18 protein-coding genes and 2 pseudogenes are annotated in these 21,850 nt (G+C 75.0%); 11 read left to right on the top strand and 9 right to left on the bottom strand.

What is annotated here, in order from left to right:
- Positions 1-14 precede the first annotated feature (14 nt).
- Both ACNAYW_RS21600 and ACNAYW_RS21595 read left to right on the top strand, forming a co-directional pair.
- Positions 15-887, top strand: a complete 873-nt coding sequence (locus ACNAYW_RS21600; protein WP_415851693.1) for an ATP-grasp domain-containing protein — start codon at positions 15-17, stop codon at positions 885-887.
- Between the two features lie 162 nt (positions 888-1,049).
- Positions 1,050-1,763, top strand: a complete 714-nt coding sequence (locus ACNAYW_RS21595; RefSeq protein ID WP_415851692.1) for a PadR family transcriptional regulator — start codon at positions 1,050-1,052, stop codon at positions 1,761-1,763.
- Here the strand turns inward: ACNAYW_RS21595 and ACNAYW_RS21590 are convergent.
- From ACNAYW_RS21590 to modA, 3 genes are read right to left on the bottom strand one after another with little or no spacing between them, the layout of a single operon-like run.
- On the bottom strand, positions 1,729-2,739 hold the full coding sequence (locus ACNAYW_RS21590) for a sulfate/molybdate ABC transporter ATP-binding protein (protein ID WP_415851691.1): 1,011 nt from the start codon (positions 2,737-2,739) through the stop codon (positions 1,729-1,731). The two genes, ACNAYW_RS21595 and ACNAYW_RS21590, sit on opposite strands and share 35 nt — an antisense overlap.
- Complete coding sequence (locus tag ACNAYW_RS21585; protein ID WP_415851690.1) at positions 2,727-3,500, bottom strand: ABC transporter permease; 774 nt, start codon at positions 3,498-3,500, stop codon at positions 2,727-2,729. The genes ACNAYW_RS21590 and ACNAYW_RS21585 overlap by 13 nt, the downstream gene beginning before the upstream one ends.
- A 23-nt stretch (positions 3,501-3,523) precedes the next feature.
- The gene (gene modA / locus ACNAYW_RS21580; protein WP_415851689.1) at positions 3,524-4,300 is read right to left on the bottom strand and encodes a molybdate ABC transporter substrate-binding protein; all 777 of its coding nucleotides are present in this window, start codon (positions 4,298-4,300) and stop codon (positions 3,524-3,526) included.
- 49 nt (positions 4,301-4,349) lie between these two features.
- Between modA and ACNAYW_RS21575 the strand changes: the two genes are divergently transcribed.
- On the top strand, positions 4,350-4,787 hold the full coding sequence (locus ACNAYW_RS21575; protein ID WP_415851688.1) for an acyl-CoA thioesterase: 438 nt from the start codon (positions 4,350-4,352) through the stop codon (positions 4,785-4,787).
- Here ACNAYW_RS21575 and ACNAYW_RS21570 read toward each other — a convergent pair.
- Positions 4,784-5,302 (bottom strand): DUF1990 family protein, encoded by a 519-nt coding sequence (locus tag ACNAYW_RS21570; protein ID WP_415851687.1) that lies wholly within the window; start codon positions 5,300-5,302, stop codon positions 4,784-4,786. The two genes, ACNAYW_RS21575 and ACNAYW_RS21570, sit on opposite strands and share 4 nt — an antisense overlap.
- A gap of 19 nt (positions 5,303-5,321) precedes the next feature.
- Complete coding sequence (locus ACNAYW_RS21565) at positions 5,322-6,170, bottom strand: DMT family transporter (RefSeq protein ID WP_415851686.1); 849 nt, start codon at positions 6,168-6,170, stop codon at positions 5,322-5,324.
- 90 nt (positions 6,171-6,260) lie between these two features.
- Here ACNAYW_RS21565 and ACNAYW_RS21560 point away from each other — a divergent pair, with 90 nt between their 5' ends.
- The 7 genes and pseudogenes from ACNAYW_RS21560 to ACNAYW_RS21530 all read left to right on the top strand — a co-directional run bounded on the left by ACNAYW_RS21560 (position 6,261) and on the right by ACNAYW_RS21530 (position 16,935).
- Positions 6,261-6,692 carry a type II toxin-antitoxin system Rv0910 family toxin gene (locus ACNAYW_RS21560; protein ID WP_415851685.1) on the top strand — a complete coding sequence of 144 codons (432 nt, stop codon included), beginning with the start codon at positions 6,261-6,263 and terminating at the stop codon, positions 6,690-6,692.
- Between the two features lie 22 nt (positions 6,693-6,714).
- A complete protein-coding gene (locus tag ACNAYW_RS21555; RefSeq protein ID WP_415851684.1) occupies positions 6,715-7,521 on the top strand; it encodes an HAD family hydrolase in 807 nt (268 codons plus the stop codon).
- Positions 7,522-7,552: 31 nt separating this feature from the next.
- A pseudogene (locus ACNAYW_RS21550) lies at positions 7,553-8,341 on the top strand (exodeoxyribonuclease V subunit gamma); the annotation flags it as partial.
- 4 nt (positions 8,342-8,345) lie between these two features.
- On the top strand, positions 8,346-10,879 hold a 2,534-nt coding region (locus ACNAYW_RS21545; RefSeq protein ID WP_415851683.1), incomplete at its 5' end, for an exodeoxyribonuclease V subunit gamma.
- Positions 10,879-14,235 carry a UvrD-helicase domain-containing protein gene (locus tag ACNAYW_RS21540; RefSeq protein WP_415851682.1) on the top strand — a complete coding sequence of 1,119 codons (3,357 nt, stop codon included), beginning with the start codon at positions 10,879-10,881 and terminating at the stop codon, positions 14,233-14,235. The genes ACNAYW_RS21545 and ACNAYW_RS21540, both read left to right, overlap by 1 nt.
- Positions 14,232-16,046, top strand: coding sequence for an exodeoxyribonuclease V subunit alpha (recD, locus tag ACNAYW_RS21535; protein ID WP_415851681.1), 1,815 nt, complete (start codon positions 14,232-14,234; stop codon positions 16,044-16,046). The genes ACNAYW_RS21540 and recD overlap by 4 nt, the downstream gene beginning before the upstream one ends.
- Before the next feature lie 7 nt (positions 16,047-16,053).
- The gene (locus tag ACNAYW_RS21530; protein ID WP_415851680.1) at positions 16,054-16,935 is read left to right on the top strand and encodes a hypothetical protein; all 882 of its coding nucleotides are present in this window, start codon (positions 16,054-16,056) and stop codon (positions 16,933-16,935) included.
- On the opposite strand, the gene ACNAYW_RS21525 is transcribed toward ACNAYW_RS21530, so the two are convergent.
- The 4 genes from ACNAYW_RS21525 to ACNAYW_RS21510 all read right to left on the bottom strand — a co-directional run bounded on the left by ACNAYW_RS21525 (position 16,932) and on the right by ACNAYW_RS21510 (position 20,263).
- The gene (locus tag ACNAYW_RS21525) at positions 16,932-17,975 is read right to left on the bottom strand and encodes a zinc-binding dehydrogenase (RefSeq protein ID WP_415851679.1); all 1,044 of its coding nucleotides are present in this window, start codon (positions 17,973-17,975) and stop codon (positions 16,932-16,934) included. The two genes, ACNAYW_RS21530 and ACNAYW_RS21525, sit on opposite strands and share 4 nt — an antisense overlap.
- A 62-nt stretch (positions 17,976-18,037) precedes the next feature.
- A complete protein-coding gene (locus ACNAYW_RS21520) occupies positions 18,038-19,264 on the bottom strand; it encodes a glycosyltransferase (protein ID WP_415851678.1) in 1,227 nt (408 codons plus the stop codon).
- Positions 19,261-19,899, bottom strand: coding sequence for a TetR/AcrR family transcriptional regulator (locus ACNAYW_RS21515; protein ID WP_415851677.1), 639 nt, complete (start codon positions 19,897-19,899; stop codon positions 19,261-19,263). Before ACNAYW_RS21515 ends, ACNAYW_RS21520 begins: the two co-directional genes overlap by 4 nt.
- Before the next feature lie 76 nt (positions 19,900-19,975).
- Positions 19,976-20,263: a YiaA/YiaB family inner membrane protein gene (locus tag ACNAYW_RS21510; protein ID WP_415851676.1), complete on the bottom strand. Its 288-nt coding sequence runs from the start codon at positions 20,261-20,263 to the stop codon at positions 19,976-19,978.
- A 33-nt stretch (positions 20,264-20,296) separates the two neighbouring features.
- Here ACNAYW_RS21510 and ACNAYW_RS21505 point away from each other — a divergent pair.
- Positions 20,297-21,402 (top strand): annotated as a pseudogene (locus ACNAYW_RS21505) (DUF4407 domain-containing protein); the annotation flags it as partial.
- Positions 21,403-21,850 lie beyond the last annotated feature (448 nt).

Below are 21,850 nucleotides of genomic sequence, written 5' to 3'. Positions count from 1 at the left end.
CCATACTGTCCGGCGTGACGTACCGAATCGCTCTTGCCACCTCCGCGGCGCAGCCGGACACCGACGACCGCGGCCAGGAGATCCTCGCCGCCCTGCGCGCCGCCGGTCACGAGGCCGAGGCCGCCGTGTGGTCCGATTCCGCCGTCGACTGGGAGCAGTTCGACGCGGTCGTGATCGCCGGCGCCTGGGACTACGCGCAGCGCTACGACGACTTCCTCGGGTGGGCCTGGCGCGCCGCTGCGCAGACGCTCGTCCTGAACCCGGAGCCGCTCGTCCGCTGGTACGCCGACAAGCGGTACCTGCGCGACTACGAGTCCGAGGGCATCCCGATCGTGCCGACCCAGTTCATCACGGTGCACGACGCGACGCTCGACCACGACTACCTGGGCACCGATCACGTGGTGCGCCCGTCGATCAGCGGCGGCCTTGCGCAGTCCTTCCGGTTCGGCCCCGGCGACGACGACGCGAGTCGCGCCAAGCTGGAGGAGATCAAGGCCTCCGGCAGCAGTGTCATGGTCTTCCCGTACTCGGTCGAGGCCGGCGGCGTCTCGCTGGTCTACATCGGCGGCGAGTACAGCCACGCCTTCGGCCGCGACCTCGCCGCCGAGGTCAACGCCGAGCCCGGCGACGGGCGCCCCGCCGAGGTGCTCATCGACGCGGAGCCCACGGACGCCGAGCGCGCCGTCGCCGAGGCCGCGCTCAAGCCGATCGACCCGGCCAACCCGCCGCTGTACGTGCGCATCGACGTGGTCCGGACCGCGGGCGGCGAGCCCGTGATCCTCGAGGTCCAGGTCGTGCAGCCCGATCTGCATCTCGAGCGGGTCGACGGCGGCGCGGAGAAGTTCGCGCAGGCCGTCCTCGCGCGCGTCGGGGCCGAGAAGGCCTGACCGACAGACAGACGTTCCTCGAAGCCCCCGTCCGGAGATCCGGGCGGGGGCTTCGTCGGTGGAGGTCGTCCGCGAAGAGGGGTTGCCAAAGAATCTATCGCGATATATCGTGAACGCATCGGGTCGCGAAACATGCGGCCCCCTACCGAAAGGAGTGCCACCATGCGTAGGCACACTCACGATGATCAGCGATTCCAGGGCCGCGGCGGCCCCTGCGACGACCGGTTCGAGGGCCGCTTCGACGGCCGGTTCCGCCAGGGCGGATTCCCGGGCGGGCCCGGCTTCGGCCCGGGCGGCCCCGGTCCGTTCGGGCCCGGCGGCCCGGGCCCCGGGGGTCCCGGCGGACACGGACGCGGCGGCCACCGGGGCCGGGGGCGGCGCGGCGTCCAGCGCGGCGACGTCCGTATCGCGGTCCTCAAGCTGCTGGAGGCCGAGCCCATGCACGGCTACCAGCTCGTCTCCTCGATCGAGGAGCGCACGGCCGGGGCCTGGAAGCCCAGCCCCGGCGCCATCTACCCCACGCTCAGCCAGCTCGAGGACGAGGGGCTGATCACCATCGAGCGGGAGAACGGTCGCAAGGTCGCCACACTCACCGACGCGGGCCGCGAGTACATCGCCACCGCCCTCGCCGACGCACCGGATCCGTTCGCCGGATTCGACGGCGGCTCGGCCGAGCGGGGCCATCTCCGCGAGACGCTCCGCGAACTCCACGAGGTCACTCGCCGCGTGGCCCGCACCGGCACCGCTGAGCAGACGGCCGCCGTCGACGGCATCCTCGGCGACGCGATCAAGCAGGTCTACCTGCTGCTCGCCGGGGTGGACCGCACGCCCCCCGCCGCGGCTACCGAGGATCCGGCGCAGCCGGACGAGCAGTAGCCGCCCGCTGGGCCCGCGCCGGGTCGGGGCGCAGCCGGACGGCGTCGCCGGGATGCAGATCCCGGTAGCGGTCCGCCGGCAGCTCCGCGACCAGCGCCGTCCCGTCCGCGACGGTCGCGGTCACGCGGCAGTGCCCGCCCGCCACCGTCACCTCGACCACGGTCGCGGCCATCCCGTCGCCGTCCGGCCCGCCGAGGCGCAGCGCGTCCGGCGGGAAGACCCACACCCCGTCGCCGTCCGGCAGCAGGTTCATCCCCGCCAGCCGGGCGGCGAAGGGCGTCGCGGGGGAGAGCAGCAGCTCGGTCGCGGGGCGGTGATCGGCCACGCGGCCGTCCTCGAGCACCGCGGCCTCGTCCGCGAGGGCCACGACATCGGCGGCGTCGTGCGTGATCACGACGCACGTCCGGTCCCGCAGGAGCGCCCGGAGCAGTGCCCGCACCTCGGCCCGCGCCGAGACGTCGAGCGCCGAGAGGGGCTCGTCGAGCAGGAGCACCTCCGGCTCCGCGGCCAGGGCGCGGGCCAGCGCGACGCGCTGCGCCTGTCCGCCGCTCAGTTCCGTGGGCCGACGGTCCGCGAGGTGCTCGACGCCCACGGCGGCGAGCCACTGGTCCGCCGCGGCGGACGCGGTCCGCCGGTCCGCGCCCGCGCTGCGGGGCGCGAAGGCGACGTTCGCGCGCACCCGCAGGTGCGGGAAGAGGCGCGCCGTCTGGCCCAGCAACGCCACCCGCCGACGGTGCGCCGGTACCCACGTCGTGCCGTCGAAGACCGTCCGGCCCCCGACGGCGATCCGCCCCGCGCCGGGCCGCACCAGGCCGGCCACGGCGGCCGCCACCGTCGACTTGCCCGTGCCGTTGGGCCCGAGCAGGGCCAGGGTCCGCCCCTGCGGCACCGTGAAGACGGCGTCGACGCCGCGGTCGGCGACGGTGACGTCCACCTCGAGCCCCGCGGTCGCCGGGGCGCCCGTCACCTCCGCCATGCGCGCACCCCGTACACCCCGGAGACGATGACCGCGGCCACCGCGAGCAGCACCAGCGACAGTGCCACCGCCGCCTGCGGATCGGTCTCGTTGCGCAGGTAGATCTCCAGCGGCAGTGTGCGCGTCGTTCCGGCGAGGGATCCCGCGAAGGTGAGTGTCGCGCCGAACTCGCCGAGCGCCCGCGCGAAGGTCAGCACCACGCCCGACGCGATCGACGGCAGCACCAGCGGGAGCGTGACGCGGCGCAGCACGACCGACGGCGGCGCGCCCAGCGTCGCCGCCGCGTGTTCGAAATCCGTTCCCAGCGTGCGGAGCGCGCCCTCCACGGCCAGCACCAGGAAGGGCAGCGCCACGAAGGCCTGCGCGAGCACGACGGCCACCGTCGTGAACGCAACGTGACCGCCGATCCCGCCGTACTGGCCCACCAGCCCGCGTCGCCCGAAGGCGTACAGCAGCGCGATGCCCCCGACCACCGGCGGCAGCACCAGCGGCAGCAGCACCAGCGGGCGCAGCACGCCCACGAAACGGGACCGGCTGCGCGCCAGGATGACGCCGAGCGGCACGCCGAGCACGATGCACACCACGGTCGCGGCGAGCGACGTCTGGAGCGACAGCACCAGTGCGGTGCGCGAGTCCTCCGAGGTGACCAGCGCGCCGAACCGCGGCCAGTCGACCTTCGCCACGATCGCGACCAGTGGGATCAGTACGAAGGCGGCGCCGAGGGCGGCCGGGACGGCGACCCAGCGGGGGTATCCCGGCATCGGCGCGGAGCGGGTGCGCGGCGTCAGTTCGGTGCCCCGAATCCGGCGTCCGCCAACGCCGCCCGTCCCTCGGAGCCGCGGACGAAGTCCACGAACCGGCGCGCTCCCTCGGCGTTCTTCGCGCCGGACAGCGGCGCGATGGGATAGACGTTGACCGCCCCGTCGGCCTGCGGGAAGTCGACGGACGCGACGGCGCCCTTCGCCCCCTCGACGTCCGTGCGGTAGACGAGCCCCGCGTCGGCCTGGCCGTGCCGGACCTTGGCGAGCACGCTGGAGACGGAGTCCTCCTCGCTGACCGGGGCGAGGGTGACGCCGGCGGCCTCGGTGACCTTCGCGGTCGCGGCGCCGCACGGGACGGGCTTCGCGCACACCACGACCGAGACGCCGGGTTTCGCGAGGTCGGCGAGGCCGGCGATGCGCTTCGGGTTGCCGGGCGCGGTGGCGATGGTGAGCACGTTGGTGGCGAAGGGCTCGGCCCGGGCGACGAGGCCCGCCGTCCGGGCCTTGTCCATGGTGGGGGTGTCGGCGGTCGCGAAGACGTCGGCCGGGGCGCCCTGGGTGAGCTGGGCGAGCAGGCCCGAGGAGCCGCCGAAGGAGAACTTCACCGTGGTGCCGGGGTTGGCCGCGGAGAACGAACCGCCCAGCTTCTCGAACGTCGCCTGCAGGCTGGCGGCGGCGTAGACGATCACCGTGCCGGAGCCCGCGGACGAGGACGTCGAGGTCTCGGGGGACGTCGACGTCGAGCAGGCGGTCACGCTCGCCACGAGGAGAGCGGCGGTCAGGGCACGTGTGGCGCGCATGGCAACTCCCGGTGACGGTGGACGGCTTCCGATGGTCGACACTATCCCCATGGCAACTCACGAGGTGGCGGTCCCGATGCGTTGGGCCGACATGGACGCGCTCCAGCACATCAACAACGTCGCGATGCTGCGGCTGCTGGAGGAGGCGCGGATCCGCTTCATCACGCGGACGCTGGAGCAGCCGGGCGACACCAGGAGGGTGACGATGTTCGTCGCGCATCAGGAGATCGACTACCTCACGCCGCTGCTGTACTCGCCCGAACCGGTGCGGATCCTCTTGAGCGTCACGCGGATCGGTCGCTCCGGATTCGACCTGGGCTACGAGGTGATCGGGTCCGACGGCGCCGCCGCCGCGATCGCCGAGACCTCCATGGTCGTGGTCGACGGTGCCGGCCGCCCGGCGCCGCTGCCCGCGGAGCTGCGCACGCAGCTCGCCGGGATGGTCGGCGATCCGGTGCCCTTCCGGCGGCGCCGCATCACCGCCTAGTCCCGGCGGACCATCGCGGCCAGGTAGCGCCGCGTCATCACCCACTGCAGTGCGCGGGCGACGGGGCCGCCCAGGCGGCTGTACCAGCGCCCCGGACGGGAGAACGCCGCGACCACGGCGACCACCGCACCGTCGGGGCGGAGCTCCACGGAGAAGAGCTCCTCACCGCTCTCCGGATGTCCGGGCAGCGTGCCGTAGGCGAAGCCGGCGCGGTCCGGCTCGTCGAGGACGTAGACGACACGACACGGGATCCGGATCGGGCCGAACAGCGGCGTCGTCAGCGCGAGGACGGTGCCGACCTCGGCGGCCGGCGTGCTCGCGCGCACGCGCAGCCCCGCGCCGCGCTGCATGCCGTAGGCCAGGATCGCCGCCCGCACGGCGGCGAAGTCGTCCCGTCCGTGCCCGACGACGCGCTCCGCCCGCACGACGTGCGCGTCGGCCGGCGGGGTGCCGCGGGTCGCGCCGACCTCGGCGTAGGTGAGGGGCGCGTGCGCCAGCGCCGCGAGGTCCGTCATACCGACCGACGGTACGCCGTCAGCGGGCGGCGAGGCGGGCGGCGGCGAGCCCTCCGACGAGCGCCGAGGCCACGACCGCGACACCGTGCGCGCCGGTCATCGTCACGGTCTCGCCCAGCACGACGGCGCCGAGCGCCGCCGCGCACACCGGCTCGGCGAGGGTGATCGCGGGCAGCGAGGCGGAGATCGGCGCGGGCTGGAACGCGCGCTGCTGGAGGTACATCGCGCCGAGCCCACTGAGGACGAGGACGGCCGTCCGCCAGTCGGTGAGCAGGCGGATCGTATTGGTGAGGAAGTCCGCGTGCTCGTACGAGGTGAGGACCGGCTTGGTCAGCACGGTCGCCACGCCGAACAGCACGCCCGTGGCGACGCCGAACGAGAGGGCGCGCGTCCGCCCGGGCAGCGCACGGACGAGGCCGATCCCGGTGGCGACCGCCGCGACCAGCCCCACGACGACGAGGGCCGGGAGCCAGGTGGCGCCCGGCGCGTCGGGCACGCCGTCGGTCGGCCGCCCCGCGATCAGGAAGACCGCCAACGCGGCGGCGAGCACCGCGGCGTAGGCCCACTCGCGCCCGGTGACCCGGGTGTGGTTGAGCAGCGCCGAGACCGGGAGCGCGAACAGCAGGGCGGCCACGATCAGGGGCTGCACCACGAGCACCGGGCCGAGTGCCAGGGCCCAGGCCTGAAAGGCGTAGCCGCCCAGATCACCGAGGAGGCCGAGCCACCACCGGGGCCGCCGGACGAGTTCGGCGATGAGCGCGCCGCCCTCGTCGACGCTCGCCGCCTCCACCTGTTGCGCGGCTGAGCCGCACGCGAAGAGGAACGCGGCGATCAGGGCGAGCACGACCGAGCCGGCGGTGGCGGACACGCGTGAAATCTACGCTCGGGCGGGCGGCCGTCGCGACGCACGCTAAGTTCTTCATCAAGTTCTTCAGTGGAGCACTGTGAAGGAGTGATCGTGGCGAAGGTCGAGAGCACCGTCGAGGTGGCACTCCCCCCGGAGGAGGCGTGGGCCAAGGCGGCGGACCTGGAAACGCTCCCGCAGTGGGTGACCCTGCACGACGGCTGGCGCGGCCCCCTGCCCGAGCTCGCGAAGGGCGCGAAGATCGCGTGCGTGGTGAAGGTCAAGAACTTCCGCAACCGGGTCGACTGGACCATCACCGCGTACGACCCGCCCCACACGCTGGTGCTCGACGGCAAGGGCGTCGCGGGCACGAAGTACAAGCTCACCGTGACGATCGCCCCGAAGGGGAGCGGCTCGACGATCTCGCTGCGCGCGGATCTGGGTGGCGCGCCGCTGTTCGGTCCCATCGGCGCGACGGTGGCGCGGGCCCTCAAGGGCGACATCGCGGAGTCCCTCGCGACCTACAAGCGGATGTACGAGCAGTAGCGGCGTACGGGAGGGGCGGCGCGTGGAGCTCACGGATCTGGTCGGTGCCGCGGTCCGCGGCGGCCTCGGCTGGGGTGCGCACACCATGGCCCGGTTGCGGCAGCGCGCCGGATTCGACGGTCCGCGGCCCTGTGACGGCCTGATCCTCGACGTCGACGACACGCTCGTCGACACCGACGCGGCCCTCCGGGCGGCGGCCCGGGCGGCCGCGCTCGAAGTGTGGCCCACGTCGAACACGACGGTCCGGGACGGCTTCGCCGAACTGTTCCTGTCCGACCCCGAGGGCGTCTTCGGGCGCTACACGGCGGGGGAGCTGCGCTTCCACGAGATGCGCAAGGCGCGGATCGCCGTCGCGGCCGACCGGTCCGGCCTGCTCTGGGAGGCCCGGCGGTACCGCCGGTTCTGCAGCGGCTTCGACCCGGCCTTCGCCGCGGCGCAGCACCTCTTCCCGGACGCGATGCCGGCGGTCGAGGCCGCCGAGCGGTGGGGGATCACCGTCGTCCTGCTCACCAACTCGTCGTCGCCCGCGACCCGGATGAAGCTGCAGGTCCTCGGCGTCTCGGACCGGTTCGAGCACGTCGTCACCACGGACACGCTCGGCGTCGGCAAGCCGGACCCCAGCATCTTCCTCCACGCCTGCGAGCTCGCCGGGGCGGCGCCCGAGGCCTGCGTCGCGGTGGGCGACAACTACGCCAACGACGTGGCGGCCGCGCGGAACGCGGGGCTGCGGGGCCTGTGGCTCGACCGGTCCGGGCGGGGCACCGGAGGCGAGCCGCCGACCATTCGCTCGCTCGCCGAGCTCCCGGCGGCCCTGACCCGGGCGGTCTGAGCTGTCGGTGGTCCGTGTTAGAACTGCCCCCATGCTCACCGTGCACCGCTCCGAACGCGGCGACGTCCTGCTGGACGCGCTGGCCGAGGTCCTCGCGGTGCCCGGCGCCGATCCCTTCGTCCCCGATCTGATCGCGGTCCCCGCGCGCGGGGTCGAGCGGTGGATCGTCCAGGGCCTCGCCTCCCGGCTGGGCATCGCCGCGAACATCGACTTCCCCACGCCCGCAGCACTCGTCGCCGACGCGGTAGGTGCCGCCTCGGGCATCGCGCCGGACGACGACCCGTGGCGCGGCGAACGCCTGCTGTGGCTCGTGCTCGCCGCGATCGACGCGATGGCCTTCGAGCCCGGCGGGGCGGTGCTGGCCCGGCACCTGGGCGTGGTGCGGGAGGGCGGCTGGGCGGATCAGCCCGGCCACCGGCCGCGGCGCCGGTACCCGACCGCCGAGCTGATCGCGGGCCTGCTCCGGTCCTACGGCGCGAACCGCCCCGGCATGCTCGCAGACTGGGCCGCCGGCCGGGACACCGACGGCCTCGGCGCCGAGCTGCCCGAGGACCTGCGCTGGCAGGCGGAGCTGTTCCGCCGCGTCCGTGACCTGGCGGGCGTCCCCAGCCCCGCGGAGCGCCTCGAGGGCGCCTGCGTCCGGCTGCGCGCCGAGCCCGGCCTCGTCGGCCTACCCGACCGGCTGTCGGTGTACGGCCCCACCCGGCTCCCGTCGGACCAGGTCGCGGTGCTGTCCGCGCTCGCCGCGAGGCGCGAGGTGCACCTGTGGCTCCCGCACCCCAGCCCGGCGCTCTGGACCGCCGCGTCCGACGGTGCCGCCNCGNCCGGCCCGGTGCCCGCCCCGGTGCCCCGGATCGCGGCCGCGCCGGCGGCGAACCCGCTGCTCGCCTCGCTCGGCCGGGAGGCCCGCGAGCTGCAGCAGCGCGTCGCGCCGCTCGCGGACGCCGACCTGCACCACCCGGCGCCGGCCCGACCCGCGACGCTCCTGGGTGCGCTGCAGGCGTCGGTCGCCGACGACGCTCCGCTGGCCGGGGCGCACGTGCCGGACGGCTCCGTCGAGTTCCACGCCTGCCACGGCCCGGCCCGCATGATCGAGGTCCTGCGGGAGCGGCTGGTGCGGCTGTTCGAGGACGATCCCACGCTCCAGCCCCGCGACGTGCTCGTCACCTGCCCGGACATCGAGACCTACGCGCCGCTGATCCGCTCCGCGTTCGGGCAGGCCGTCGCCGGGGCCGCGGCCCCGGAGCCGCTGTCGGGCGCCGAGCAGGTGCACCCGGCGCAGCGGCTGCGGGTGCGCCTCGCGGACCGCGCGCTGCGGTTCACCAACCCGTTGCTCGACACCCTGGTGACCGTGCTGGAGATCGCCGACGGCCGCGCCACCGTGGCCCAGGTGCTCGACCTCGCCGCCACCGAGCCGGTGCGTCGCCGATACCGCTTCGGCGACTCCGAGATCGAGCGGTTGCGGGCGTGGGCCGGGCCGTCGGGCGCCCGGTGGGGTCTCGACGCCGCGGGCCGCGAGCGCTACGGCCTCGGCGGCTTCCCGCAGAACACCCTCGCCACCGCCCTCGACCGCATCGTGCTGGGCGTGGTCGCCGACGAATCCGCGGGGGAGTGGCTCGGCCTCGGCCTGCCGCTCGACGACGTGGACTCCACCGACATAGACCTCGTGGGTCGCTTCGCCGAGTTCCAGGCCGTACTCGCACGGGCGGCCGCCGACAGCCGCGGCCGGCGCTCGGCCCGGGCCTGGGCCGAGTCCCTGCAGCGGCTGCTCGGCGAGGTGGGTGCGGTGCCCGCCGCCGACTCCTGGCAGGTCACGCAGGCCGGGCGCGAGCTCACCGCGGCGCTGCGCGACGGCGCCGACCGCGACCTCACCCTCGCCGAGGTCCGGGCGATGCTCGGCTCGCGGCTCTCGGCCAAGCCCACCCGCGCGAACTTCCGCACCGGCGAGCTGACGGTGTGCACGCTGGTGCCCATGCGGTCAGTGCCGCACCGCGTGGTCGTGCTGCTGGGCCTCGACGACGAGGTCTTCCCGCGCTCGACCCGCTACTCGGGCGACGACGTGCTGGGCCGCACCCCCTGCGTCGGGGAGCGGGATCCGCGCGCCGAGGATCGCGAGCTCTTCCTCGACGCCGTGACCAGCGCGAGCGACCGGTTGCTCGTCTTCTACACCGGCGCCGACCCGGTCAAGGGCACCCGCCGGCCGCCCGCGGTGCCCGCCTCGGAGCTGCGGGACGCCGCGCAGGCGCTGCTCGCCGACCCGGCGGCCGCGGGCCTGGAGTTCCGGCATCCGTTGCAGCCCTTCGATCCCGTCAACTTCGAGCCCGAGGCGTTCGGGCTGCACGCGCCGTTCTCCTTCGACCCCGCGGCCTACGCGGGCGCCGTCGCGGCCCTCGCGCCGCCGGCCCCACCCGAACCGTTCCTGGCGGCGCCGCTGCTCGCCTCCGCGGTCGAGGACGTGGACCTCGATGCGCTGGTGCGGTTCTGCGAGCATCCCGTGAAGGCCTTCCTGCGGCAGCGCCTCGGCTTCACCGTGCCCGACGCCGACGAGGAACTGGCCGAGGCGCTGACCATCGCGCCCGACGGCCTGCAGAAGTGGGACATCGGGGAGCGGATGCTGGCGTCGGCGCTGGCCGGCGTGCCGCCGGAGAAGTTCGCGGCCGCCGAGGTGCGCCGCGGCACGCTCCCGCCCTTCGCGCTCGGCTCGGCCGTGCTGGGCGACATCGGCGCCACCGTCGCGGAGCTCTCCCGTGTCGCCGGGCCGCTGATGACCGGCGCCGCGTCGACCGTCGACGTGACGGTCGACGTCGGCGACGGGCGCAGGCTCGTCGGCTCCGTGCCGGCCGTCCGGCCCGGCGGGGTGGTCCGCGCCTCGTTCTCGCGGCTGGCGCCGAAGCACCGGATCGCCGCGTGGATCGCGCTGCTGGCGCTCGCGGGCGCCGGCAACGACGGGGTCTCCGCCGTCGCGATCGGGCGGGCCCGGTTCCGCGGCGTGCTCACCTCGCGGCTGCAGGTGCCGCCGGACCCCACGGCCGTGCTGCGCGCGCTCGTCGACCTGCGGGACCGCGGCCTGCGAGAGCCGCTGCCACTGTTCCCGCAGGCGTCGGCGCTGTACGCGGAGCGGCGCCAGAACGGCGACGATCAGGCCGCCGCGACCGAGGCCGCGCAGCGGGCCTTCGACGACGCCTTCGGCGACACGACCGACCGCTCGATCCGGTTCGCCCTGGGGGAGAACGCCTTCGCCGACGCGCAGGGCCGGCCGCACGAGGGGGAGATGGACTTCTCCTTCGAGCGCAGCCGGTTCGGCACCCTCGCCGCCCGGTTGTGGGTGCCGATCCTCGCCTGTGAGGAGACCACCTGATGAGTGCACGCGAACCGGTGCTCGGCGCCGTCCCCTTCGAGCTCACGGGCCCGCTGCCCGCGGGGCCCACGACCACGGTCCTGGAGGCCAGCGCCGGCACCGGCAAGACGTACGCGATCGTCGGGCTGCTGGCGCGGTACGTCGCGGAGGGCGTCGCGGAGCTGGGGGAGATGCTGCTCATCACCTTCTCCCGCGCGGCGACGCAGGAGCTGCGCGAGCGCGCCCGGGCCCGACTGCTGTCCGTCGAGCGGGCCCTGCGCGACCCCGGCGCGGCGGCGGGATCCGCCGACGAGCTGATCCGTCACCTCGCGACCGGCGAGCCCGCCGAGATCGCGGCCCGGCACCGCCGGCTGGTCACCGCGCTCTCCGACTTCGACGCGGCCACCATCACCACCACGCACGGCTTCTGCCAGCGCATGCTCGACGCGCTCGGCCTCGCGGGTGATCTCGAACCGGGTGCGACCTTCGTCGAGGACGTGGACGACCTCGTCCAGGAGGTCGCCGAGGACGTCTATCTCGGCATGTTCGCCGGCCGCGAGCGCGCGCCCTTCCCACTGGCCGATGCCCTGATCTACGCCCGCACCGTGGTCGCCAACCCGCGGGCGGACATCACCCCCGCCGACGCGGAGCCGGGCTCGGAAACGGGGCTGCGTGTGGACTACGCGCGGATCGTGCGCCGCGAAGTGGACCGCCGCAAGCGGATGGGTCGGCTCCGCGACTACGACGACCTGCAGGGGCTGCTGCGCGACGCGCTCACCGACCGGGTGCACGGGCACCGCGCGTGCACCCGACTGCAGGCGCTCTACTCCGTGGTCCTCGTGGACGAGTTCCAGGACACCGACCCCGTGCAGTGGGACATCCTGCACGCGGCGTTCCACCGCACGAGCACCCTCGTGCTGGTCGGCGACCCGAAGCAGGCGATCTACGCCTTCCGCGGCGCGGAGGTCTACAGCTACCTCAGCGCCGCCACCGCCGCGGACCGGCATCAGGCGCTCACCGTCAACCACCGCTCCGACGCGCCGCTCGTCGACGCGCTGCAGTACCTGTACGGCGATGTCGCGCTGGGGGATCCGCTCATCGTCGCGGGCGCCGTCGAGGCGCACCGCGCGACGTCGCGGCTCCCCGGCGGAGCGCCGCTGCGGCTGCGGCACCTCGGATCGAACGGCCTCGGCCCGAAGACCCAGTCCGGCACGCCGTACGTCCGGAACGTCCGCCCCGCCGTGCTGCGCGACGCCGCCGCCGACATCACCCGCACGCTCACCGCGGGCGAGCAGCTGGAGACGGCCCCCGGCGAGAGCCGCGCGCTCCGCCCCGGCGACGTCGCGGTGCTCGTGCGCAAGAACGCCCACGTGGCCGAGCTGCAGTCGCTGCTGCAGGACCACGGCGTGCCCGCCGTGGCAGCGGGCGGCGCCAGCGTCTTCACGACGGCCGCCGCGGTCGACTGGCTGCGCGTGCTGCAGGCCCTGGAGAACCCCGGCCGGAGCGACCGCGCCCGCCTCGCGGCGCTCACCCCACTCTTCGAGTTCACCGCCCGCGACCTGGACGAACGCGGCGACGAGCTGGTCTCCGCCATCAGCGGCCGGCTCCGCACGCTCGCCGGGATCTTCGCCCGCTCCGGCTTCGCGGCGATGTTCGACGCGCTCGCCACGCGCTCGCGGTTCGACGAGCGGCTGCTCGGCCGGGTCGGCGGCGAGCGGGTGCTCACCGATCTGCGGCACGTCGCCGAGCTCGTGCAGCACGCGACCGTCACCCTCGGACTCGGCCTGGCTGCGGCCACCCGGTGGCTGGCCGACCGCATCGCCGACCCGGGCCTCGGCGGCACCGCCGACCCCGCCCGGCGGCTCGCGACCGATACCGCCGCGGTCCAGCTCATGACCGTGCACGCGAGCAAGGGACTGCAGTTCCCGGTGGTGTACCTGCCCTTCGGCTGGGACGACGGGTCCTTCGGCGGCAAGAAGACCTTCGTCTTCCACGACGAGAAGGGCGAGCGCCTCATCGACGTGGGCGGCGAGTACGCGCCGGGCTACGCCGACCGGTACGCCGTGTCCCAGAAGGAGGCGGCGGGCGAGGAACTGCGCCTGTTCTACGTGGGCGCCACCCGCGCGCAGTCGCGGCTCGTGCTGTGGTGGGCGCCGGGCACCACCACCCGCAGCTCCCCGCTGCACCGGCTGCTGTTCTCCGGCGATGTCGGCGGCGGCCGGGTGCCCGCCGCGCAGGCGCCGATCCCGCGCGATGCCGACGTGGGGCCGAGGCTGCGGGAGTGGGCCGCGCCCGTCGCGGCCGCGGTCTCGATCGAGGCGGTCGACCTCGCGGCGCCGAAGCCGGCTCCGTGGCGCCCCGAGGACCGCGCGTACCCGGCCCTCGAACTCGGCCGCGCCGCCCGCCGGATCGACCCCACGTGGCGGCGCACCAGCTACTCGGCGCTCGTCGCCGACGCCGCCCACGGACCGGCGGACGCCGCCCCCGACACCGGCAGCGAGCCGGAGGAGCCCGTCACCGACGACGAGCCGACCGAGGAGCCCATGGACGCACCGGCCGCGCCCGGCGACGCACCGTCGTCGCTGATGAACGGGCTGTCGGGCGGCGCCGTCTTCGGCACCCTCGTGCACGAGATCCTCGAGCACGTCGACACCGGCGCGCCCGATCTCGCGGCGGAGGTCCTCGCGCGCTGCCGCGAGGCGGCCGAGTACGGGGCCACCCCGGACGATCCCGCCGAGGTCGCGGCCGCGCTCGTCGCGGTGCTGCACACCCCGCTCGGCACCGGGGATCTCGCGCACCTCACCCTCGCGGAGGTCGCGCCCGGGGACCACCTCGCCGAGCTGGACTTCGAACTGCCGCTGGCGGAGAACGACGACGCCCGCGCCGCGACGCTCGGCGCGATCGCCGACCTGCTCGACGAGCACCTGCCCCCGGGCGATCCGCTGGCGCCGTACGCGGAGCGGCTGCGCGAGGTGCCGGGCGCCGCGCTGCGCGGGTACCTCACCGGCAGCATCGACTCGGTGCTGCGCGTCGCGACGCCGGACGGCCCGCGGTTCACGGTGGTCGACTACAAGACCAACCGGCTCGCGCGCGGCGATCTGACGACCGCCGACTACACCGCGGCGGCGATGGCGCGGGAGATGATCTCCTCGCACTACGTGTTGCAGGCGCTGCTGTACTCCGTGGCGCTGCACCGCTTCCTGTCCTGGCGCGTGCCCGGCTACGCGCCGCAGACGCACCTCGGCGTGGTGCAGTACCACTTCGTCCGCGCCATGATCGGCCCCGAGAGTCCCCCCGGCGCGGGCGTCTTCGAGTGGCAGCCGCCCGCGGCGCTCGTCGTCGCGGTCTCCGAGGCACTCGCGGGAGGTGCGGCATGAGTACGCCCGAGAAGACCCTCCTCGAGACCTTCGCCGAGGCGGGCGTGCTCGGTCCCGCCGATGTGCACGTCGCGGCCACGGTGGGCCGGCTGGGCGGCGAGGCCGACCAGGCCGTGCTGCTCGCGACGGCGCTCGCCACCCGCGCCGTGCGGCTCGGGTCCGTGTGCCTCGAACTCTCCCGGTTGCGCGACGTCGCGGTCGACGGGGAGGCCGAGATCGACGTGGCCGCGCTGCCGTGGCCCGAGCACGACGCCGTGCTGGCGGGTCTGCGCCGCAGCCCGCTCGTGGTGGGCGCCGCGTCGGGCCCGCTGCGCCCGCTGCGGCTCGTCGGCGACGAACTGCTGTACCTCGACCGCTACCACCGGCAGGAGGAGACGGTCCGCGCGATCCTGGACGCCCGCGCCGGCGCCGCGCCCGGGGTCGATGCCGCGCGGCTGCGTCGCGGACTGCTCGAGCGCTTCCCCGAACCGGGGCCGGACCGGCAGCGGCTCGCGGCGGCGGCCTCGGTCCTCGGCCAGACGACGGTGCTCGCCGGTGGACCCGGGACGGGCAAGACCTACACCGTGGCACGGATCCTGGCCCTGCTCTTCGACCAGCACGGTCCGGAGCTGCGCGTGGGGCTGGCCGCGCCCACCGGCCGGGCCGCGGCCCAGTTGGCGGGCGAGGTCCGCACGCAGGGAGCGGCGCTCGGGCTCCCGCGGGACATCCCCGCGCAGACCATCCACCGGATGCTCGGCTTCAAACCGGGCAACGCCAGCCGCTTCCGGCACGACGCCGGCAACCACCTGCCCTACGACGTCGTGGTGGTCGACGAGACCTCGATGGTCTCGCTGACGATCATGTGCCGGCTACTGGAGGCGCTCCGGCCCGAGGCGCGGCTGATCCTCGTCGGCGACCCCGACCAGCTGGCCTCCGTCGACGCGGGCGCGGTGCTCGGCGACCTCGTCGCGCGCGGGGTGACCACCGCACCGTCGCCCGAGCTCGAGACGCTGCTCGCGGACGAGGCCGGGCGCGCGGGAGAGCACGAGGCGCCGCTCCAGGCCGGAGAGCTGGCGGACGCCGCCCGCGGGGTCGTCCGGCTGCAGCGTGGGCGCCGGTTCGCGGGTGCGCTCGGGGACCTCGCGGACGCGGTGCGGCGCGGCGATGCCGACCGCGTGGTCGAGCTGGCGCGTGCGGGCGGAGACGGTGCCATCGAGTGGTGCGACTCCGACGACCTCGCGGGCCTGCGGGCCGATGTGGAGCGGGCGAGCGCGGTGACGGTCGGCGCCGCCCAGCGCGGCGTCGCGGCCGAGGCGGCCACCGGCGTGCAGCTGCACCGGGTGCTGTGCGCGCACTCGGAGGGCCCGTCGGGCGTGACCCGGTGGGCGCAGCTCGCGGAGGAGTGGGCGGGCGTGCGCGGCGGCTTCGGTTGGTACGCGGGCCAACCCCTGCTCGTGACCGCCAACGACTACGACACCAAGGTCTACAACGGCGACGTCGGCGTGGTGATCGCGCACGACGGCGACCCCGCGGACCTGCGGGCGGCGTTCGCGCGCGGCGCCGATGTGGCGCTGCTGTACCCGAATCAGCTGGTCGCGGTGCGCACCGTCTACGCCATGACGATCCACCGCAGCCAGGGCAGCCAGTACGAGGCCGTGTCCGTGGTGATCCCGCCCGCCGAGTCCCGGCTGCTCACCCGCGAGCTGCTGTACACCGCCATCACCCGCGCCCGGCAGCGGGTGCGGCTCGTCGGCGGCGAGGAGGCGCTGCGTGCGGGAGTCGAGCGGCAGGTGTTGCGGGCGAGCGGCCTGCGGGGCGACGCCGGGGTATGACTGGGGTATGAGTGAGAGCAGGCGGGTCCTGATCCAGGGTGCCGGGGCGGTTGCCGCGGCGGCGGGCGCGCTGCTCGCGGGCACCGGCGCCGACGTGCGCGCCGCCTCGCGGAGGGACGGCGCCGTCCTCACCGCCGTCGGCCCCGGTGGCGACGTGCTGCACGTCCCGGTGGTGCGCTACGCGGACGTCGAGCCGGGCACCGTCGACCTGGCGATCCTGACGTCCGCGCCCGGCGAGCTCGACTCTGCCACGGTGAGCGCGCTGATCGCGGCCCGCCCGACGGTCGTCGGCGTCACGAGCCCCGTCATCGGCGATGCGGCGATCGCCCAGCGGACCTTTCCAGAGGCCGATGTCGTCACGCTGGCACCGGGTCTGCTGTCCTTCGCGACCTCCCGGGGAATCGAGACCCGCGCCGAGTACTGGGTGCCGCCGCTGACCCCCGCCCTCTCCGCGGTCGCGGTGGAGGGGTCTTCGCGGGACCTGCCCAAGCGCCTCGCCGCGCAGTATCCGACCGTCATCGGGCGGGCGCCCGCGAAGGCCGCGGCCGCCGTGGGCGTGCTCATGGTGCCGTACGCGGCGGAGCTGGCGATCGTCGGCGGCGACTGGCCGACTTTCCTGCGTCGGCTGCGCCGTCCCGGTCGCGCGATGGCGGAGGCGATGCGGGCGGACGTCGGATTGCCCGCCTTCGCGCCGCCCCCGGTCGTGGTCCGTGCGGTGCTGCGGCAGCTCTGCCGGACGGCGCCCTTCGACTTCCCGAAGTTCGCCGGTAACCACTTCGTCCGCCACGCGGACCAGAGCCTGCGGATCCTCGATGCGTGGCGCGCGATGACGCCGCGCGCCACGCCCGCGCTGGACTCGCTGCGCGGAGACCTCGCCGGGGTGCTCTAGGGCTGCACGAGCAGGCGGATCGGGTTGCCCTCGTGGCGTTCGAGCCGCTCGATCCCGGCGGCGATGTCCTCCAGCGGCACGATGCCGCTGATCGAGCGGGACAGGTCCAGGCGTCCCAGCGAGACCAGGGTCGCGAGGGTCTCGATGTCGATGTTCTTGTACCCGAGGTGGCCGAGCACCTGCTTCTTGGTCAGCCCGAGCATCGTCGTGGACCCGACGGTCGGTTCCTGATCGCTCATCCCGACGGAGATCAGGCGCCCGCCGACGGTGAGGTGGCTCAGCGCCTGTTCGAACGTCGCCTTGAGGCCGACGGCGTCGAAGGCGACGTCGAGCCCCCGGCCGCCGGTGACCTCCGCGATCTTCGCGCCGAGCTGCTCGTCGCGGGAGTCGAAGGCGTGGTCGGCGCCGAGGTCCAGCGCCCGCTCGAGCACCGCGGGGTTGATGTCGACCGCGATGATCGGCGCCGCGCCGACGAGGCGCGCCAGCTGCACGACGTGCGTGCCGACCCCGCCGAGGCCCCACACGCCGACGGACTCCCCGATGCCGACCTTCCCGGTCCGCACCACGGCGCCGTACGGGGTCGAGACCGCGTCGGCGAGGATCGCCGCCTGCTCGAGGGGGACGTTGTCCGGGACGCGCGTCAGCCCGGCCGCCTGGGCGACGGTGTACTCCGCCCACGCCCCGTCGTAGGCGAACGCCATGATCTCGACCTGCGTGCAGTCGGCGGTGTTCCCGCGCCGGCAGTCGGGGCAGGTCGTGCACGGCCGGCCGGCGGCGACGATCACCCGGTCGCCCTCGGCCCATCCGGTGACGCCGGGGCCGAGCTTCGCGATGGTGCCCGACGCCTCGTGTCCCTGCGTCACCTCCGGCAGCATCGCCGGGAACGTGCCGTTGATCAGGCTGAGGTCCGAGTGGCAGATGCCGCAGAACGCCACCTTCACCAGCACCTCACCGGGGCCGGGTTCCGGAATCGGCACGTCCTCGACGGTGACGGTCTTCGTCTCGGCGTGGAACCGCTGCGCGCGCATCGTGGAGGTCATGGCTCCATCATGGCGCAGAACCAGCCCGCGGAGACCGGCGTGGCGAAGACGACGAGAGCGTCCTAACTCGAGTGGAACAGGTCGGTGATCGCGGCGGCGGCGCAGGCGGCGCCGTCCTCCGCGCGGAGGACGGCACCCAGGCGCTCGGCCGCCGGCCGGTGCTGCCCGACGGTGCGGAGCGCCTCCGTCAGCCCGTCGGCGGTGAGCGAGTGCCGGGGGAGCGGGGCGGTGCCCGCGCCCAGGCGGTGCAGGCGGCGGGCCCAGAAGGGCTGGTCCATGATTCCGGGCACGGGGACCGACGGTGCGCCCGCGTGCAGCGCCGCAGCCGTGGTGCCGGCGCCGCAGTGGTGGATCACCGCCGCGCAGTGGGGGAAGAGCAGCGCGTGCGGTACCTCGTCAACGACCCTGATGTGGTCGCCCGTCGGCGCCAGGCCGGCCCACCCGCGCTGGACGACGGCGCGCAGTCCGGCCGCCGCGGTGGCCTCGGTGATGATCCGGGACAGCGTGTCGCCCTGCGCCGTCGCGGTGCTGCCGAGCGTGACGGCGACGGGCGGCGGACCGTCGGCGAGGAAGGCCTGCAGGTCCGGGCTCACCGCGCCCACCGGCTCGGGGCGGAGATAGCCGGTGACGCGCACGTGCGCGGGCCAGTCGGCGGGCCGCGGGAGGACGTGCTCGCTGAACGCGTGGAGCACCGGCCAGTCCCGGGCCCGTTCGGCGCGTGTGGTTTTCACGGGCAGGCCGAGGTCGCGGCGCAGCTCGGCGATCACGGGCGCACAGACGCGTTCGGCGAAACCGCCCGCCCACCAGGCGAATCGGTTGCCGAGGCGCCCGTACGAGCGGACGCCGAGCGCCGGCGGGCTGAAATCGCCGGTGGGGGAGGCGGGCTGGAACATCACGCCGGCGCTGGGCACGCCCAGCGCGGCCGCGACGTGCCGCCCCAGCAGCGCGCCGACGGGGCCTTCGAGCAACAGCACGTCGCTGCCTTCGGCCGCGGCGGCCATCGCCTGGCCGACGCCGCGCAGGCCCTCGCGCATCTCCTCCAAGGACTCCTTCGACGGCCGCATCGCCCGGCCGTCGACGAGGGCCTGCGCGGCCGGGGAGGCGAGGGTCTCGGCGCGAATGTCCTTGGGAAGCGGCGCGTACTCGACGCCGGCGCCGGTGACCTCGGCGCGGTAGGGCTCCTGCGCGGCGAGCACGACGTCGAGGCCGCCCGACCGCAGGCGACGGGCCAGTCCGGTGAGCGGGACGACGTCGCCGCGGGTGCCGAAGGCCAGGATCGCGGTCCTCATGCGCGCACCCCGCGGGTGAAGATCTCGACCAGCGTCTCGCCGTATGCGACGGGGTCGTAGTCGACGCCGATAGCTCCCAGGCGCGCGAGGTCGGACGCCGCGCCGTCGAGCGCGCCCCGCAGCGCCGACCCCGCCCGGACGGGGTCGAGGTCGGGCCGGAACTCGCCGCTCGCGACGCCCAGGGTGAAGATCGCGGCGGGGTCGAGAAGGGCGAGGTCCCCCTGGGGAGGGTTCGCGGCGACGTCCTCGGTGACGGCCTCGTCGAACCGGCGGCCCGCGGCCGAGCGGTACGACGTCGCGATCTCGCGCAGCGCGACCGTCTCCGCGCGGTGCTCGGCGAGGAAGGCGGTGTTGCTGCGGATGTACGCGGTGAGCTTGTCGGCTGCCGTGTCCGCCGCGGCGATCGCGGGGACGATGTACCCGGCCGCGGCGGCGAAGACCGCTGTCGTGACGGCGGCGACGAGCTCGTCCTTCGTGCGGAAGTGATAGAGCGCGACGGATTTCGCGATGCCGACGTGCTCGGCGATCTTGGCGACCGACGCCGCGGGGTAGCCGTTCTCGGCGATCACGGCGATGGCGGCGTCGACCAGCTGGGCGCGCCGCTGCTCCGAGGTGAACGTCTCTCTAGACCGCATGGTCTAAACATAGACCATGCGGTCTAGAGATGTCCAGATCAGCTAGAGATGTCCGGAGCAGCTAGAGATGTCCGGATCAGACGGCGCGCAGCGGGTCGTGCTCGGCCATGAGCTTGTCGATCCGGGCCTCGTCGACGCGCACGCGGACGCTGTTCGCCTCCTGCTGGTCGCGGACGACCTTCGCGAGGTTGAAGGTGCTGGTGATGAGGAACAGGGCTCCCACGAGCAGGAAGCCCCGCTGCCAGGTGTCGATGGGCAGGTAGAACGCGCCGACGAGCAGGCTGCCCGAGGAGACGGCGAACGCGATCGCGGACTGGACGAAGAAGGCGGCGGTCGGCTTGGGTGCCGGTGTGATCGTGGTCATGGACTCAGCGTGCCGTCCGGGCCAGCGCTGCGGATGAGTAGGACTACCCGTTCGGGATGGGTACTTCGCGCTGTGAGAGCCGCCACACGATTGGGCGCGAGGCGCGGCGGGCTGCGATTCTCGTGTGAGAGAAGACCGACCGAGTTCTATCGCGGCGAAGGAGGCGACATGACGACGGTGCTCGTCCTCGCGTTGCTCGCGGCCGTCCTGGGCGGCGCGATCTGCGTCGCGATCGCCGGCCCCGGGCGGCGGGCCGCCCTCCCGAGCAGGTTCGCCGTCGCCGTGCTCGTCGGGCTCGTCGTAGGTGAACTCGTGTCCATGCTCGCGCTGGGCGGCGCGATCGAGGATCGCCTCCGGGCGGACGCCGATCGCGCCGCGGGCACGGCGCCCGCGGTGCGCGCCGCGCAGGCCGAGCTCGACGCCGCCCGTGCGGACCGGACCGCCCTCGACAGCGCGGTCGCGGAAGCGGCGACGCGGCGCGACCAGGCGCTCGTCGTCGCCCGCTGCGAGTACCGGCCGGGCCCCGCGTGCCCGCAGACGTCGATCACCGGCGTCCCCGGCCGGGGGCCGGAGGCCGGCACCGCGAACGAGCGGCTGGCCGCGGCGCAGACCGACCTCGACCGCGCGACCGCGTCCCGGGCGAAGGACGCGCCCGGCCGCGACGCCCGCGTCGCGACGGCGCGGACCGAGGTCGCCGTCGCCCGGCAGGACGCCATCGCGGGCGCCGGCGACGGCGTCGGCGCCCGCTGGGTCGCGCTGAACGGCGTCACCGCGCACTCGCTGCCCGCCGCCGCGCTCCGGATCGCGGTGGACCTGGTCTGCGCGGTGCTCGCCCTGCTGCCGCTGCTCCTGCGGCTGTGGCGCGGCGAGACCGTCCGCGACATCCGGCACCGTCGGGACCTGGAGAGCGAGCGGCTCGCCGCGGCGGCGCAGCTCGCGATCGAGCGGCGCGATCACGAGCGCCGCGTCGAGCTCGCCATGGCGGACGACCGGCCCACCGAGCTGCTGCCCGCCCTCGGCGGCGCCGCGGCGGGCGCGGCGGCGCTGGAGGCCGCCGGGTTCGAGCCGGTCGCGGTGACCGCCCGGCGCTACCGACAGGAGATCCCCGCCGTGAACGACGACTTCCTGCCCATCGCCGCNGCCGCGGAGGCCGCCAGCCTCGCCGCGGCGGGGCAGCCGCCCGCCGATGACACGCCGACCGGCGAGATCCCGCTCACGACGACCGAACCCGAGCCCGCCGAGGAGGCCGCTGTGCCCGACGAGACGAATCTGCCGGCCCGGGTCGACGAGGCGGCTCCGGCGATCCCGGCCCGCGAGGTGGAGCGCAGGCCCAACCCGTTCGTGCCGCCCGTGCTCGACGACGCCGCGCGGACGATCGCCGGCTTCGTCCGGCCGCTGATGCCGCCCATCGTGGCGCGCGTGCTGCCCGGCGGAGGCGGTGGGACCCGCGTCGTGCAGCAGTCGTACGAGGAGGTCGAGGAGGTGACCTTCGCGATGCGGCGCACGCGCAAGGTCGTGGTCGGCACCGTCGAACAGGGNGNNGNGGCACCGTCGGNCGACGGTGCNCCGGGCCCCGCGGCGTCAGCC

The organism is Tsukamurella ocularis (assembly GCF_965138335.1).
Classification (GTDB): Bacteria; Actinomycetota; Actinomycetes; order Mycobacteriales; family Mycobacteriaceae; genus Tsukamurella; species Tsukamurella ocularis_A.
Note: the sequence above shows the minus strand (reverse complement) of the source record. Positions and strands in the feature narration are given on the sequence as shown.

Coding starts and splice junctions, on each gene's coding strand:
- ACNAYW_RS21510 (WP_415851676.1), bottom strand. CDS start 20,263: ATGACCACGATCACACCGGCACCCAAGCCGACCGCCGCCTTCTTCGTC.
- ACNAYW_RS21590 (WP_415851691.1), bottom strand. CDS start 2,739: ATGGCGGAGGTGACGGGCGCCCCGGCGACCGCGGGGCTCGAGGTGGAC.
- ACNAYW_RS21585 (WP_415851690.1), bottom strand. CDS start 3,500: ATGCCGGGATACCCCCGCTGGGTCGCCGTCCCGGCCGCCCTCGGCGCC.
- ACNAYW_RS21520 (WP_415851678.1), bottom strand. CDS start 19,264: ATGAGGACCGCGATCCTGGCCTTCGGCACCCGCGGCGACGTCGTCCCG.
- ACNAYW_RS21525 (WP_415851679.1), bottom strand. CDS start 17,975: ATGACCTCCACGATGCGCGCGCAGCGGTTCCACGCCGAGACGAAGACC.
- ACNAYW_RS21530 (WP_415851680.1), top strand. CDS start 16,054: ATGAGTGAGAGCAGGCGGGTCCTGATCCAGGGTGCCGGGGCGGTTGCC.
- ACNAYW_RS21515 (WP_415851677.1), bottom strand. CDS start 19,899: ATGCGGTCTAGAGAGACGTTCACCTCGGAGCAGCGGCGCGCCCAGCTG.
- ACNAYW_RS21570 (WP_415851687.1), bottom strand. CDS start 5,302: ATGACGGACCTCGCGGCGCTGGCGCACGCGCCCCTCACCTACGCCGAG.
- modA (WP_415851689.1), bottom strand. CDS start 4,300: ATGCGCGCCACACGTGCCCTGACCGCCGCTCTCCTCGTGGCGAGCGTG.
- recD (WP_415851681.1), top strand. CDS start 14,232: ATGAGTACGCCCGAGAAGACCCTCCTCGAGACCTTCGCCGAGGCGGGC.
- ACNAYW_RS21540 (WP_415851682.1), top strand. CDS start 10,879: ATGAGTGCACGCGAACCGGTGCTCGGCGCCGTCCCCTTCGAGCTCACG.
- ACNAYW_RS21595 (WP_415851692.1), top strand. CDS start 1,050: ATGCGTAGGCACACTCACGATGATCAGCGATTCCAGGGCCGCGGCGGC.
- ACNAYW_RS21575 (WP_415851688.1), top strand. CDS start 4,350: ATGGCAACTCACGAGGTGGCGGTCCCGATGCGTTGGGCCGACATGGAC.